Below are 13,656 nucleotides of genomic sequence, written 5' to 3' on the forward strand. Positions count from 1 at the left end.
CCTCCGGCTGTGGCTCAGATGATCGTGGTCTGGATGTCGTCGTCCACCAGAACCGTGCCGGTGCCCAGCGAGTAGACGAGATAGGTTTCCCCGTCGATCACCCGGGTGGCGCCGGTGGCGGTTGCATGGTCCAGGTTCACCTTGTCATCGGCATCGCCCTTCACGATCAGCTCCCGCTCGGTGCCGGTCAGGGCCTCAAGCTGGGCGGCGGTGATCGTCAGGTTCGCCTCCGGTGCGAAGGTCAGGTCGATGGCGTTCAGGTCGAACTCCGACAGGCCCGTGCGCGACAGGTTCACGTTGACCGAGGTCGTGTTGTTCACGATCAGCAGCGTGGAAACCTGGTTGCCCGCGGTATCCGTGGTGTCGATGACCAGATAGCTGCCATCGGGCACCGGGGACGACAGCCGGAATTCGGTTTCGCCATAGAACGTGTCATCCGCCCGGGTCGAGCCGAGGCTATGGACATTCCCCGCGGCGTCGATCGCGGTGAAGCTGTAGCTGTCCGAGGTGATCTCGGTCCCGATGCCGCGCAGACCCGCGGCCACCCGGTCGAACGAGATGACCGTGGGGGTATCCGGCATCACCGTGTCATAGGTGAAAGTCTCGGTCAGGGTCCGCGTGTTGCCGACCGCATCCGTCGCCGTCATCGTCACGGTCGAAGTGCCTTCGCCCGCGGGAAGCTGCCCTTGGGTGAAGGTCGCCGACCACAGCCCATCGGCCCCCGCGCTGGCGGTGACGGACTGGCCGTTGCCCAGACGGATCACCACGGTCGAGAACGGCTCGACCGTGCCGCCGAAGGTGATGCCCGCTTCTGCCTCGGCCGCATTGATGATGCCGTCACCGCCGATGGCGCCGCCGGTGCGGGCGAAATCGCGCACGATGGTGTCGATGGCAACGCTGTGGTTCAGCGTGGCGCTGTTGCCCACGGCGTCGGTGGCGGTGATGACCAGCGGCACGGTGCTTTCGCCCGCGGGAATCTGGCCCGCCGGGATCAGCGCGGTCCACGATCCGTCCGCCGCCACGGTGGCGGTGACAGTCGTGCCCGAGGCCAGCCGCAGCGTGACGGTCGAACCGGGTTCGACAACGCCGGTGACGGTCAGGCCCGCCGTCGCCTCGGCTGCATTGACGATGCCGTCAGCGCCCGAGGAATCCGAAACCTTGGCAAAGGGCGAGACCTCGGTATCGACATGCAGCGACCGGGTGGCCGTGGCCACATTGCCCGCCGCATCGGTCGCCGTGACCGAGATCGTGGTGTCATAGGTGCCCGCACGATATTCGCCCGAGGCATAGCTGGCCTGCCAGTTGCCCGAAGCATCGACGGAAACGGTCTTCGTTACGCCTTCCAGCGTGATCTGCAGGGTCGCGCCCGGCTCGCCCCGGCCGGTGATCGTCAGGGCTGCGGCATGTTCCGCGCCCGAGACGACATCATCGCCACCCGCCTGACCGGCATTGATCGAAACCGAAAGCTCGGTGTCGACGCTGATGCTGCGGGTTGCGGTTGCGGTGTTTCCGGCGGCATCCGTTGCGGTGACCGTCGCGGTCGAGGCATAGGTGCCGGCCGCAATGGCCGTGGCCGGGAAGACCACGCTCCACGCGCCGGAGGCCGAGACGGTCGCCGGAAGCGTGGTGCCGCCCCAGCTGACCTGAACGGTCGCGCCGGGCTGAGCCGTACCCGTCAGCGTGACGCCAGCCGCGGCCTCGGTCGCGTTGATCACATTGTCGCCCGCAATGGCCACCGGATCGAAGGCCACGCTGGTGGTCGTGTCCACCCGGAAGGTATGGGTCGAGGTGCTGCTGTTGCCCGCGGCATCGGTGGTGGTCGCGGTGACGGTGGCGTCATATTCGCCCGCCGTCAGGCTGCCCGCGGTCCAGGTCGCCGACCAGCTGCCATCGGTCCCGACGGTGACCGTCTGGCTGACGCCCTGCACGGTGACGGTCAGCACGGCCCCTGCGGTCGAAGTGCCGGTGATCGTGAATCCTGCCGCGCTTTCGCTGGCATTGACCGTATTGTCGGCGGTGACGGAATTGAAGGTGATCGGATGCGGCACCGTGTCGACGACCAGCGTGTCATGGATCACGGTGTCGTTGCCAAGCGCATCGGTCGCGGTGACGGTGATCGCCGTCTCATATTCGCCGGCGGGAATCTGGGTCGTCGGGAAGGTGACGGTCCAGGTGCCGGAGGTGCTGACGGTGGTGGTCTGGGTATGGCCGTTGACCTCGACCACGATGGCCGCGCCCACCTCACCCGTGCCGCCGATGGTCACGCCATCGGTGTATTCCACGGCATTCTCGACATCACCGTTGCTCTTGGCACCTTCGGTGATCGCCACATCGGGGGGCGTCAGGTCCAGAATGAAGGTCGGCCCGTCCAGCGTGGTGGGGGTGCCGCCGGTGCCATCCTCAAAGGTGGCCGTCGATTCATAGGTGCCGTCGGGCGGCAGGTTGGTACCCGGAATGGTCACCGTCCAGGTGCCGTTGTCACCGATCACCGTGGTCCCGGTCGAGGTGCCGACCGTCACAGTCACATTGGTGCCCGGCTCACCCGTGCCGGAAACGACCAGCGCGGGGTCCGTCGTCTCGGTCGTGACCGTATGGGACGAGGTGGGGTCATTCACCGTGGGCGGACGCGGCCCGGTGTCGCCACCGCCGCCGCCACCGCCGCCAACAACGGCCCCGACAACGGCCACACCCGCGATCCCGGCGCCGACGCCGCCCAGCCCGACAAGGCCCGGCAGGAAAGGTGCCATGCCGGCAGGATCGTCCGTGGCGGCCTGCATCATGGCCAGATCGTCGCTTTGGGCAAAGCGCAGGTCATCCATGGTCGAGAACTTGTCCCAGCCATCGGCCGCGCCATATTGCGCATAAAGCGCATTGCCCGAGCCGGAGAATTCGACCGCCATCACCTCGCCGCGCTGCGAGAGATAGAGCTGGTTCGGCTCTCCCGATGCATTGAAATAGCCGTCGAGCACGACCTCGCGCCCGTCCACCAGCGTGATCACCAGATCATCGCCGCGCTTGGCATAATTGGTGATGGATTGGGGGGCGAGGTTCAGGGAGATCTCGTCTCCGATTCCCATTTTCACAATATTGCTGCTGGCATCCCCGGCCACAAAGCCGCGCGCCAGACCGCCCGCGGAATCACGGACGGCGAATTCAATCGCCTTGGACATTTGACTACTCCGCCTCAGAAAACCCGGGTCTGTGCCCGGTACATGCTCAATGGGGTCTGATGCCCCTATTAAGGAAAGGGATAGCCAGCTTTCGCTTCAATTTCCAGAGGGTATGGGGTGACGTTGATGCAAAGCCCGGAAGTTTCCCCCCAAGCTGCGGAAGGTGAGACTTTGAGGCAACTATGTGGCAAAACAGTGCAACTTATACGGTCGCGGCATAGGTAATTTCTGCCGGTCAGCCCAGCCGGGCCAAAAATCCCGAAAACAACGACAGGCCGGTTTTCAGCGTTTCCGTGTCGCAGGCATAGCCGATCCGCAGCCAGCCCTCCATATCCAGCGCCGATCCGGGCAAAAGCATGACCCCGGTTTCCGCCTGCAATTTCAGACAAAGCTCGGCCGAGGTCATCGGCAGATCGAAGCGCAACAGCGCCGTCGTGCCGGAACGCGGGCGCACCCAGTCGATCCGCGGCTCCGCCGCAACCCAGTCTGACAGAATCGCCAGATTGGTGCGGGTGATACGGCGGCTGCGGTCCAGAATGCGGTCCGCATGTTCCAGCGCCAGCGCGGCGAAATGGTCGTCAAGGCGCCCCACGCTGATCGTGGTGTAATCGCGGTGAACGGAAACCTTGCGGATGATCTCTTCCGGCGCGGCGACCCAGCCCAGCCGCAGCCCGGCCAGCGAAAACGCCTTGGACATGCCGCAGGTCGAGATGCCCTTTTCGTACAGGTCCGCCATCGACGGCGTGGTGCCGGTCCCCTCCTGATCGGTGCCGCGATAGACCTCGTCGCACAGGACCCAGGCGCCGTTGTCCCGGGCGATGGCGGCGATGGCCTCCAGCCCCTCGCGCCCGATCAGCGCGCCGGTGGGGTTGTTCGGATTGGTCAGGGCAATCAGCTTTGCCCCGCGGGCCAGCCGCGCCAGCGCGTCCATATCCGGCAGAAACCCGTCTTCAGACCGCAGCCACAGCGGCCGCACCTCAGCCCCGCAGGACTCCGGGATGGAATAATGCTGCTGATAGGTGGGCACCACCGCCACGACCGCATCACCCGGCCCGGCCAAGGCCGCATGCACCAGATGGTTCGCGCCGATCGTGCCATGGGTGACGATCACATTCTGCCGCGACTGCCGCTGATAAAGCGCGCAGATCGCATCCTTCAGCCGGTCCGACCCTTCGATGTCGCCATAACCCATGCGGATGGACAAAAGGTCCGTCAGCGCAGTGTCATTCTGCCCGGTCAGCGCCAGCAATTCGGCAATGGTGATCGAGTCGACGCAGGTCTCGGCCAGATTGTAGCGCGTGCTCGTCTCATGCGCGTTCATCCAGATTTCCACACCGAATTCGCGGATGTCCAAGGCCGGCCTCCCTGCTAAGGAAAAGGGCGGGGAAATCCCCGCCCTTCGGATCAGTTCGCCACTTGCGGCGTCGCGGCAGAAGCGGCGGCGGCAGCCTGCCGCCGGGCCAGCTCCTGCCGGTAGAGGGCGACGAAATCCACATTGTCCACGTTCAGGGGCGGGAAGCCGCCGTCGCGCGTGACGTCCGAGATGATGCGGCGGACATAGGGGAACAGCATCCGAGGCGCCTCGATCATCAGGAACGGGTGGAGCTGCTCTTCGGGCACGCCGTCCACCAGCACGGTGGCGCCATATTCCAGCTCCAGCAGGAACAGCACCTCGCCGTTCACCTTGTTCTTCGAGGTGACCTTGAACTTGGTCAGCACATCATACTGGCCGGCGGCGGTGCGCTTGCGGGCGTCAAGGCTGACGGCCACCTGAATGTCAGGCTGCACTTCCGAGGCGGTCAGCCCCTTCTGCACCACGACATTCTCAAAGCTCATGTCGCGCACATATTGCGCAAGGATCTGCATCCGCGGCGCGGCGGGGGCGGCGGGTGCCGCACCGTTCGGCGTGTCGTTCTCTTCGGCCATGGGAACCTCCGGGCTGGCCGGTCGCACCCTTGGGCGGGCACGGTCCGTCTTCGTTGCCGTCCGTGCCTAGCAGAGAGGAGGGCCGCGCTCAATGCCCGGCATCCTGACCCTGACCCGGGGTCAGTAGCGTCCGTCCCGGCCGTTTCGGTCGCCGGTCTGATCCTCGACCCAGCCCGAGGGGCGCCCGCCCCGTGCGGCGGCTTCGGGCGGGACCTCGATCCATTCGCCGTCGATCACGTCCTCACCGGCCGGACGCGACCGGCCGCCGGATGCCATCCCGGCCCCCACGATGGTGACCCGCGACATCACTGCGGCAGACAGCGCCTTCTGCACCGGCGGCAGCAGGAGCAGAAGGCCGATGGCATCCGTCAGAAACCCCGGCAGGATCAGCATGACCCCGGCCAGCGCCCGGAACAGACCGCCCACGGCCGCGCCTTCGCGCAGGCCGACCCCGCCGCGCGCACCCTGACGCAGCATCACCGCGCCACGTGCGACCTCCAGCCGCAGGATCAGCATTCCCAGAAAGCCGCTGAGAAGCACCCAGGCCAGCGTGGCCCAAAGCCCGATCTCGCCGCCGATCAGCACGAAAAGCGCGATTTCGGCCAAGGGCCATGCCAGAAATGCCCCAAGACGCCACATTCCGGAACTCCTTCCCCAGAGATTCGGCCGCAAGGTTTACTTGCGCCCCCTGCCTCCCTACATAGTGGGCTTGCCGCCCGTTCCAAGCGGGCTTTCATCTCGTATAGGGACCCCGATGAATTCGTCGCTGATCCAACTTCTCGTGCTGGCCGGGATCGCCATTTTCCTGATCCTGAAGCTGCGCTCGGTCCTTGGCACCCGCGACGGGTTTGAAAAGCCCTCGGTCCCGGTCGAAGAGGTGCGCCCGCAGGTGCGGCGCGACTTCGAGGTGATCGAAGGCGGGTCCGACCGCGACATCACCGACCATGTGCCCGAAGGCAGCCCCGCCGCACAGGCGCTGGCCGAGATGAAGAAGGTGGAGAAATCCTTCACCGTGACGCCCTTCCTTCAGGGCGCGCGTCAGGCCTATGAGATGATCCTGATGGGATTCGAAAAGGGCGAGATGGACCGCATCCGCCCCTTCCTGTCGGATGAGGTGGAGGCCAGCTTCGCCGAAGTCATCGACGCGCGTGAAGCGCAGGGCCTGACGGTCGAGGCGAATTTCATCGGCCTGAAAGAGCTTTCGCTGGAAGATGCCACCTTCGACCGCGCCTCGGGCATGGCCGAGGTGACCGTGCGCTTTGTGGGGGAGCTGACCTCGGTCGTGCGCGACCGCGCGGGCCAGATCGTCGAGGGCGACCCCAAGGCCGTCAAGCGCCAGCGCGATGTCTGGACCTTCGCGCGCCGCATGGGCAGCGACGATCCGAACTGGCAGCTTGTGGCCACCGGCGACTGATCCCGTGCCATGGGGCGGCGCCTCCTGTCCGCACTGGCACTGGTGGCGGCGGTGACAGCCGCCCCCGCACCCGCGCGGGTGCTTGATTTCGCGGAATTGGCCGGATGGGCCGAAGGCGGTCAGGCGGAGGCGCTGGCCGCCTTTCTGGTCACCTGCGACCAGCTGGACGCGCCCGACTGGCGCCCGATCTGCGCGCTGGCCGCCGATGTGCCGAAGGACGATGCCTCGGCCCGGGCGTTCTTTGAACTCTTCTTCCGCCCGGTCATCGTCGGCGAGCCGCCCGCCCTCTTCACCGGCTATTTCGAGCCGGAGCTGAACGGATCGCCGGTCCGCACCCCGCGCTTTGCCTGGCCGATCTACCGCCGCCCGCCGGATCTGAACGAGGGCGTGCCCTACCATTCGCGCGCCTCCATCGAAGCAGGTGCCCTGCGGGGCCGCGGGCTGGAGATTGCGTGGCTGGACGATCCGGTCGAGGTGTTCTTCCTGCACATTCAGGGCTCCGGCCGGATCCGGATGACCGACGGGTCGGTGATCCGGGTGGGCTATGCCGGAAAGAACGGCCATCCCTACCGTTCCGTGGGGCAGGAACTGGTACGGCGTGGCATCTTCACCGCGCATGAGGTTTCGGCGGGCACCATCGCCAATTGGGTGCGCCGCAATCCGAAGCTTGGGGCGGAGCTGCTGAACCACAACCCGTCCTACATCTTCTTTCGCCGGATCGACGACCTGCCCGCCGACAAGGGGCCGATCGGCGCCATGGGCCGGTCGATCACGCCTTTGCGGTCACTGGCGGTGGATCCGGTCTTCACGCCCCTTGGCGCCCCCGTCTGGATCGAGAAGGCAGGCCGCGCCCCCTTGGCCCGGCTGATGGTGGCGCAGGACACCGGCGGCGCCATCAAGGGCGCGCAACGGGCGGATATCTTCTATGGCTTCGGCGATGCGGCGGGCGATGCGGCGGGCGATGTGAAGGATGGCGGGCGGATGGTGCTGCTTCTGCCCATCGACCGCGCCTTCGCGCTGGTTGCCGAATGAAACGCCGCCGCACCCTGCGCCCCGAAGAGGCCGAGCTGTGGGAGGCCGTGGCCCGCACCGCCCGGCCCATGCACCCCCGCATTCCCCGTGCGCCCGAGGCCGACCCGCCGCCCGCCGCCCCGCCCGAACCGCCGCCGCGGTCGCTGCTGGCGGCGTTTTCCGTGGGCGAAAAGGCCGCCGCCGCGCCCCGCGCCCATGTCCTTGTGCCGGTCCTGTCGGACGCGCCGCTGCGGATGGATGCCAAGACCCATGCAAGGATGACCCGCGGCAAGCTGGCACCCGAGGCGCGGCTTGATCTGCACGGCATGACCTTGTCCGAGGCGCATCCCGAACTGATCCGCTTTCTCCTGAACGCGCAATCTGCCGGGCTGCGTCTGGTTCTGGTCATCACCGGCAAGGGCAAGCAGGTCTATGAGCCGGTGCCCCGGCCCATCGGCGCGCTGCGCCATCAGGTGCCGCATTGGCTGCGCCTGCCGCCCCTCAGCCATGTCGTGCAGCAGGTGTCAGAGGCGCACCTGAAACACGGCGGCGGCGGCGCGCTGTATGTCTATCTGCGGCGGCGCTAACAGCCCGCCAGCAGCGCCGCATGGCGGGCGACATAATCCGCCCGCACCTCGGCCGGGGGGCGCAGGCGGATGGTCAGGCCCGCGGCCAGCGCCGCATCGGGGCGGCCGAAGAAGCGGTCCGCCTCGGAGGCCGAAAACCCGGCGATCTGCACCGCCTCCAGCCAGGCCGAAATCTTGTCCGCGGCCTTGATCTGCTTTTTCACCGCCACCGGCAGCACCGCAGGCAGGCCAAAGCGGATGTGGACTGCCGCGCTCAGCCGCCGGTCCAGCTCGCCATAGGCGGGGCCGACCGCGGATTTCACCGGGCTGATCATGTCGCCGATGACATATTCCGGCGCATCATGCAGCAGCGCGGCCAGCTGCCAGCGCAACGCGATGCCCGGATTGGCGCGGCGGAAGATTTCCTCGACCAGCAGCGAATGTTCCGCCACGGAATACGGCCAGTCGCCCCGGGTCTGCCCGTTCCAGCGGGCGACGAAGGCCAGCCCATGAGCGATATCCTCGATCTCGATATCCACCGGCGTCGGGTCCAGAAGGTCCAGCCGCCGGCCCGAAAGCATCCGCTGCCATGCCCGCGCCTGCCGTGCCATTCCCGCCCCCTGCATCCCTGTTCCACGGCGATAACGCAGCCCCGGCCCGGCTGTAAAGCGCCGAAGACGGAACCTTTTCCGCCGAACCAGCGTTGCCAGAGCGAAAGGAAACCCGCTGGAGGACCTGACATGAACCCGCTTCCCTTTCTGGGCCTTGCCGCCATCGCGTCGATCTATTTCGCAGCGTCGGACCGTCTGGATGCACGGTTCGCAGTTCTTCCCCAGCCCGAAATCATGGCCTATGGCGCAGGGGGTGATGCCTCGGTCTACGATATGATGTCAGGCGATGCGCAGGCGATGGATCAGCCCCATTGCGAACCCCATACCACCATGGCCCAGAACCTGAGCCATGACTTCGCCGAAGAGCCGGTGCAGGTCCGCACCACGGGCGAAGGGCTGGAGATGGAACTCTGGGCCTCTGACCTGATGGGCACCTGGACGGTGGTGCACCGCGGCAATGACGGTATCTCGTGCATCGTGTCTTCGGGTATCGGCTGGACAGATGCGACCACACCCGCGAAGGTGTTTGAAACGGCCCTTGGCCTGCCCGTGCCGGCCTATGGCGCCGACAGCCCGGCCAGCTGACCCCTCTTCGTTGCCGTCTGCCCTGCCAAGTGATATGGGCTGACGAAACGTGAAAGAGAGGCATTGCCGGACATGGCGGATTACATCGTCAAGGACATCGCGCTTGCGGAATTCGGCCGCAAGGAGCTGACCATCGCAGAGACCGAAATGCCGGGCCTGATGGCCTGCCGCGAAGAATTCGGCCCGTCGCAGCCGCTGAAAGGCGCGCGGATCGTCGGTTCGCTGCATATGACGATCCAGACCGCCGCGCTGATCGAAACGCTGGTCGCTCTGGGCGCCGATGTCCGCTGGGCCTCGTGCAACATCTTCTCGACCCAGGATCACGCAGCAGCCGCGATTGCCGCCGCCGGCATCCCAGTCTTTGCCGTCAAGGGCCAGACCCTGACCGAGCATTGGGACTATCTCGACAAATCCTTCATGTTCCCCGAAGGCGCGAACATGATCCTCGACGACGGCGGTGACGCCACGCTTTATGTGCTTCTGGGCGCGCGGGCCGAGGCGGGGGAAGACATCATCCCGGTGCCGCAATCCGAAGAAGAAGAAGTCATCAAGCTGCAGATCCAGAAGCGGATGAAGGAAAGCCCCGGCTGGTTCACCAAGACCCGCGCCGCCATCAAGGGCGTCAGCGAGGAAACCACCACCGGCGTGCACCGGCTTTATGAGCTGCACAAAAAGGGCCAGCTGCCCTTCCCGGCCATCAACGTGAATGACAGCGTCACCAAGTCGAAGTTCGACAACAAATACGGCTGCAAGGAATCGCTGGTCGACGGCATCCGCCGCGCCACCGATACGATGATGGCGGGCAAGGTCGCCGTCGTCTGCGGCTATGGCGACGTGGGCAAGGGCTCTGCCGCATCCCTGCGTGGCGCGGGCGCCCGCGTGAAGGTCACCGAAGTGGACCCGATCTGCGCGCTGCAGGCCGCGATGGACGGCTATGAGGTCACCCTGCTGGAGGATGAGGTGGCCACGGCCGATATCTTCATCACCACCACCGGCAACCGTGACGTCATCCGGATCGAGCATCTGCGCGAGATGAAGGACATGGCCATCGTCGGCAACATCGGCCATTTCGACAACGAGATCCAGGTCGCCGCGCTGCGCAACCACAAATGGACCAACATCAAGGAACAGGTGGACATGATCGAGATGCCCTCGGGCAGCCGCATCATCCTTCTGTCCGAAGGCCGCCTCCTGAACCTTGGCAATGCCACAGGGCACCCGTCCTTTGTGATGTCGGCCAGCTTCACCAATCAGGTGCTGGCGCAGATCGAACTCTGGACCAAGGGCGAAGACTATGCCCCCGGCGTCTATATCCTGCCCAAGGCGCTGGATGAAAAGGTGGCCCGCCTGCATCTGAAGAAGATCGGCGTGAAGCTGACAGAGCTGAAATCCGATCAGGCCGCCTATATCGGCGTGAAGGTCGAAGGCCCGTTCAAGCCGGACCACTACCGCTATTGATCGCCCGCAGGGCACCGGTGACTGATCTTTCCGAAACGCCGCCCTGACGAAGGGCGGCGTTTTTTCCCCATTGCCTCACCTCCCCTTTGGCCTAAGCTTCCGCCGTCTCTCGCATTGGCGGGGGGAGCGAAAGAACCCAAAGGAGAGGACAACATGGGCAAGCGGGACGAACTGATCGCCAAATATGCCGGGGACCTGAAGGACAAATGCGGCATGCAGCCCGATATGGCGCTGCTGACCAAGGTGACCATCGGCTGCGGTCCGGCGATCTATGACAACGACGCCCAGACCGTTGCCGCCAGCGACAAGGAAGAGCTGGAGCGGATCAAGACCAACTTCCTGATCAAGAAGCTGGGGCTGGCCGACAGCCCGGCCCTGATGGAAGGCATCAACGCCGCCGTCGAAACCTATGGCAAGTCCGAGCGCAACAAATACCGGGCGGTGTTCTATTACCTTCTGGTCAAGCATTTCGGCAAGGAAGCCGTCTACGGCTGACCTGTCCCGGGCCGGTTCGGTTTCCCGATGGAATCGAACCGGACGGTTCAGAAATATCGGCGCACCAGATTGCCATTTCCCGGATGCCGCGGCATGGTGCCGCGGCAATGTCCGTCCAGGCCGGTGCCATGACCTCTTCTCCGCAGACTGCCCCCGCCCACACGCCCGACACCACAGTCGTGCCCATCATCCTTGCCGTGGCGGCAGGGCATTTCCTGAACGACCTGATGCAGTCGCTGATTCCGGCCGCATATCCGCTGCTGAAGCAGAACCTTGCGCTGAACTTCACGCAGATCGGACTGATCACCTTCGTCTTTCAGGGCACCGCCTCGATCCTGCAGCCTTTGGTCGGGCTTTATACCGACCGCCGCCCCATGCCCTATGCGCTGGCGGCGGGCATGGCCTCGACCGGGGTCGGTCTGGTGATGCTGGCGCATGCCTCCAGCTTTGCCATGGTGCTGCTCTCGGTCGCGCTGATCGGCCTTGGCTCCTCCATCTTCCACCCCGAGGCATCGCGGATCGCGCGGCTGGCCGCGGGAATGCGACCCGGTTTCGCGCAATCGGTGTTCCAGGTGGGCGGCAATGCGGGCTCTGCCCTTGGGCCGCTGGCCGCAGCCTGGATCGTCTTGGAGCGTGGACAGGTCTCGATCGAATGGTTCGCAGGCGTGGCCATGGTGGGCATGGTGCTTCTGGCTGTGGTCGGGCGCTGGTATGTGCAGGTCGGTGCCGGACGGGCGCTGGCCCGCAAGGCGCGCGCCCGCGATGCAACCGCGATGCCGCCCGGTGTGGTGCGGTTCGGGATGTTCATGCTTCTCCTGCTGATCTTCTCGAAATTCCTCTATTCCGTCAGCTTTTCCAGCTACTACGCCTTCTACCTGATGGAGCGGTTCCAGCTGACCGAAGGACAGGCGCTGAACTGCCTGTTCATCTTCCTGGCCGCCGTGGCCGCGGGCACCATCATCGGCGGACCCATCGGTGACCGGATCGGCCGCCGCCGGGTGATCCTGTGGTCGATCCTTGGCATCCTGCCCTTCACGCTGGTGCTGCCCTGGCTGCCGCTGGTGCCCACGGTGATCGTGGCGGCGGTGGCGGGGCTGGTGCTGGCCTCGGCCTTCCCGGCGATGGTGGTCTATGCGCAGGATCTGATGCCGCAGCACACCGGCATGGTGGCCGGGCTGATGTTCGGCGTGGCCTTCGGCATCGCGGCCTTCGGGGCGGCGGGGCTGGGGGTGCTGGCTGACCAGATCGGGATTATCGCCGTCTACAAGATCTGCGCCTTCCTGCCGCTTCTGGGGTTGGCCGCGTTCTTCCTGCCCGACGCCCGGCATTAACGACCGGCACTCAACCGCATTCGACTAAAAAGCGCCGCGCTACGGCTTTGCCCGGGCGCGGCGCTTTGTGTTACAACATTCAGGCAGGGCAGGACGCCCGGAACCTATTCAGATCACGCGGGGACGCACGGGATGTGCGCGTGGGGTGGTGGAGGGTTCCGTAGGGGTGCGGGGCCCTCCATCTTTTTTCAGCGCGACAATCTGGTCGGGCGGCACGTCCCATGCGGACAGGTTCGGAACCCGCCCCGCAGACATCCGCGGGAAACCGGTCAGCCGCTCCCCTCCCCGCCGGATTCGAAGTCAGGAAACCCGGCAAGACCGGTCTTCTTACAGCTAAGGCGATCCGCCGCTGATGCGTCCGGCCCTTCTGTGCAGGGCTTCAGACCGCACGGCCCCTCAGGGCTCCACCCCGCCCAGACGACAGATGATCTCCCATTCCTCGGGGCGCACCGGCTGCACCGACAGGCGGGTGTTGTTCACCAGAACCATCTGCTCCAGCCCCGGGGTGACCTTGCATTCGTCAAGGCTGATCCCCCGTTTCAAAGGTTTCACCGCCTTGATCCAGACGCAGTCCCAGCGGGGATCGTCGGTCGTGCTGTCGGGAGAGGATTCGCGGCAGACCTCGACGATGCCCACCACTTCCTTGCCGATGTTCGAATGGTAAAAGAAACCACGGTCGCCGATCTTCATGGCGCGCATGTTATTCCGCGCCTGATAGTTGCGGACACCGTGCCATTCCTCACCCTCGTCGCCCTTGGCGACCTGATGATCCCAGCCCCAGACATCGGGTTCGGATTTGAACAGCCAGTAGTTCATCCGATCACCTTCTTCCATTCCCGCACATCGACCGAAGCGAAAAGCCCGGCCTTGGCATAGGGGTCGTTCGCGGCCCAGTCCTGCGCGGCGGCCAGATCGGAGACGTCCAGCACCAGAAGGCTGCCGCACATGCCGCCCTCGGCATCCAGAAACGGGCCGGCCATCTCGACCACGCCGGTTTCCGCCAGATAGGCCAGATGCGCCTCGCGGTTGGCTTTACGCATTTCAAGATGGCCGGGTTTATCAAGACAGATCAGGGCCACACGCATCGTC

14 protein-coding genes are annotated in these 13,656 nt (G+C 65.5%); 7 read left to right on the forward strand and 7 right to left on the reverse strand.

Features of this window, described 5'->3' with window-relative positions:
- Window positions 1-14 precede the first annotated feature (14 nt).
- The 4 genes from ACO2Q5_RS08355 to ACO2Q5_RS08370 form a co-directional block, all read right to left on the reverse strand.
- Window positions 15-3,170: an Ig-like domain-containing protein gene (locus tag ACO2Q5_RS08355; RefSeq protein WP_423289834.1), complete on the reverse strand. Its 3,156-nt coding sequence runs from the start codon at window positions 3,168-3,170 to the stop codon at window positions 15-17.
- A 235-nt stretch (window positions 3,171-3,405) separates the two neighbouring features.
- Window positions 3,406-4,524, reverse strand: coding sequence for an aminotransferase (locus ACO2Q5_RS08360; RefSeq protein WP_423289836.1), 1,119 nt, complete (start codon window positions 4,522-4,524; stop codon window positions 3,406-3,408).
- Window positions 4,525-4,574: 50 nt separating this feature from the next.
- Complete coding sequence (gene secB / locus ACO2Q5_RS08365) at window positions 4,575-5,096, reverse strand: protein-export chaperone SecB (protein WP_423289838.1); 522 nt, start codon at window positions 5,094-5,096, stop codon at window positions 4,575-4,577.
- A 120-nt stretch (window positions 5,097-5,216) separates the two neighbouring features.
- The gene (locus tag ACO2Q5_RS08370) at window positions 5,217-5,735 is read right to left on the reverse strand and encodes an FxsA family protein (RefSeq protein WP_423289840.1); all 519 of its coding nucleotides are present in this window, start codon (window positions 5,733-5,735) and stop codon (window positions 5,217-5,219) included.
- A 115-nt stretch (window positions 5,736-5,850) separates the two neighbouring features.
- Here ACO2Q5_RS08370 and ACO2Q5_RS08375 point away from each other — a divergent pair, with 115 nt between their 5' ends.
- The 3 genes from ACO2Q5_RS08375 to ACO2Q5_RS08385 are packed head-to-tail and all read left to right on the forward strand — an operon-like array spanning window position 5,851 to window position 8,108.
- Window positions 5,851-6,510 (forward strand): Tim44/TimA family putative adaptor protein, encoded by a 660-nt coding sequence (locus tag ACO2Q5_RS08375; RefSeq protein ID WP_423289842.1) that lies wholly within the window; start codon window positions 5,851-5,853, stop codon window positions 6,508-6,510.
- 9 nt (window positions 6,511-6,519) lie between these two features.
- Complete coding sequence (locus tag ACO2Q5_RS08380; protein WP_423289844.1) at window positions 6,520-7,542, forward strand: murein transglycosylase A; 1,023 nt, start codon at window positions 6,520-6,522, stop codon at window positions 7,540-7,542.
- Window positions 7,539-8,108, forward strand: coding sequence for a Smr/MutS family protein (locus tag ACO2Q5_RS08385; RefSeq protein ID WP_423289846.1), 570 nt, complete (start codon window positions 7,539-7,541; stop codon window positions 8,106-8,108). Before ACO2Q5_RS08380 ends, ACO2Q5_RS08385 begins: the two co-directional genes overlap by 4 nt.
- Here ACO2Q5_RS08385 and ACO2Q5_RS08390 read toward each other — a convergent pair.
- On the reverse strand, window positions 8,105-8,698 hold the full coding sequence (locus ACO2Q5_RS08390) for an HD domain-containing protein (protein ID WP_423289848.1): 594 nt from the start codon (window positions 8,696-8,698) through the stop codon (window positions 8,105-8,107). The genes ACO2Q5_RS08385 and ACO2Q5_RS08390 overlap by 4 nt on opposite strands.
- Window positions 8,699-8,827: 129 nt before the next feature.
- On the opposite strand from ACO2Q5_RS08390, the gene ACO2Q5_RS08395 reads away from it, so the two are divergent.
- The 4 genes from ACO2Q5_RS08395 (at window position 8,828) to ACO2Q5_RS08410 (ending at window position 12,567) form a co-directional block, all read left to right on the forward strand.
- Window positions 8,828-9,283, forward strand: a complete 456-nt coding sequence (locus ACO2Q5_RS08395) for a hypothetical protein (protein ID WP_423289850.1) — start codon at window positions 8,828-8,830, stop codon at window positions 9,281-9,283.
- Between the two features lie 72 nt (window positions 9,284-9,355).
- A complete protein-coding gene (ahcY, locus tag ACO2Q5_RS08400) occupies window positions 9,356-10,741 on the forward strand; it encodes an adenosylhomocysteinase (protein ID WP_423289852.1) in 1,386 nt (461 codons plus the stop codon).
- 153 nt (window positions 10,742-10,894) lie between these two features.
- A complete protein-coding gene (locus ACO2Q5_RS08405; protein ID WP_423289854.1) occupies window positions 10,895-11,236 on the forward strand; it encodes a DUF2853 family protein in 342 nt (113 codons plus the stop codon).
- 128 nt (window positions 11,237-11,364) lie between these two features.
- Window positions 11,365-12,567, forward strand: a complete 1,203-nt coding sequence (locus ACO2Q5_RS08410; RefSeq protein WP_423289856.1) for an MFS transporter — start codon at window positions 11,365-11,367, stop codon at window positions 12,565-12,567.
- Window positions 12,568-12,963: 396 nt separating this feature from the next.
- Here ACO2Q5_RS08410 and ACO2Q5_RS08415 read toward each other — a convergent pair whose 3' ends face one another.
- Together ACO2Q5_RS08415 and ACO2Q5_RS08420 are read right to left on the reverse strand one after the other, a co-directional pair.
- Entirely contained in the window at window positions 12,964-13,383 is a 420-nt protein-coding gene (locus ACO2Q5_RS08415; protein WP_423289858.1) for an EVE domain-containing protein, read from the reverse strand.
- Window positions 13,380-13,652, reverse strand: coding sequence for a YciI family protein (locus tag ACO2Q5_RS08420; RefSeq protein ID WP_423289860.1), 273 nt, complete (start codon window positions 13,650-13,652; stop codon window positions 13,380-13,382). Before ACO2Q5_RS08420 ends, ACO2Q5_RS08415 begins: the two co-directional genes overlap by 4 nt.
- Window positions 13,653-13,656 lie beyond the last annotated feature (4 nt).

The organism is Neotabrizicola sp. VNH66 (assembly GCF_049445895.1).
Lineage (GTDB): Bacteria > Pseudomonadota > Alphaproteobacteria > Rhodobacterales > Rhodobacteraceae > Pseudogemmobacter.

Excerpts from the sequence above, each read along its gene's own strand:
- ACO2Q5_RS08355 (WP_423289834.1), bottom strand. The coding sequence starts at position 3,170 with ATGTCCAAGGCGATTGAATTCGCCGTCCGTGATTCCGCGGGCGGTCTG.
- secB (WP_423289838.1), bottom strand. The coding sequence starts at position 5,096 with ATGGCCGAAGAGAACGACACGCCGAACGGTGCGGCACCCGCCGCCCCC.
- ACO2Q5_RS08370 (WP_423289840.1), bottom strand. The coding sequence starts at position 5,735 with ATGTGGCGTCTTGGGGCATTTCTGGCATGGCCCTTGGCCGAAATCGCG.
- ACO2Q5_RS08375 (WP_423289842.1), top strand. The coding sequence starts at position 5,851 with ATGAATTCGTCGCTGATCCAACTTCTCGTGCTGGCCGGGATCGCCATT.
- ACO2Q5_RS08380 (WP_423289844.1), top strand. The coding sequence starts at position 6,520 with ATGGGGCGGCGCCTCCTGTCCGCACTGGCACTGGTGGCGGCGGTGACA.
- ACO2Q5_RS08385 (WP_423289846.1), top strand. The coding sequence starts at position 7,539 with ATGAAACGCCGCCGCACCCTGCGCCCCGAAGAGGCCGAGCTGTGGGAG.
- ACO2Q5_RS08390 (WP_423289848.1), bottom strand. The coding sequence starts at position 8,698 with ATGGCACGGCAGGCGCGGGCATGGCAGCGGATGCTTTCGGGCCGGCGG.
- ACO2Q5_RS08395 (WP_423289850.1), top strand. The coding sequence starts at position 8,828 with ATGAACCCGCTTCCCTTTCTGGGCCTTGCCGCCATCGCGTCGATCTAT.
- ahcY (WP_423289852.1), top strand. The coding sequence starts at position 9,356 with ATGGCGGATTACATCGTCAAGGACATCGCGCTTGCGGAATTCGGCCGC.
- ACO2Q5_RS08405 (WP_423289854.1), top strand. The coding sequence starts at position 10,895 with ATGGGCAAGCGGGACGAACTGATCGCCAAATATGCCGGGGACCTGAAG.
- ACO2Q5_RS08410 (WP_423289856.1), top strand. The coding sequence starts at position 11,365 with ATGACCTCTTCTCCGCAGACTGCCCCCGCCCACACGCCCGACACCACA.
- ACO2Q5_RS08415 (WP_423289858.1), bottom strand. The coding sequence starts at position 13,383 with ATGAACTACTGGCTGTTCAAATCCGAACCCGATGTCTGGGGCTGGGAT.
- ACO2Q5_RS08420 (WP_423289860.1), bottom strand. The coding sequence starts at position 13,652 with ATGCGTGTGGCCCTGATCTGTCTTGATAAACCCGGCCATCTTGAAATG.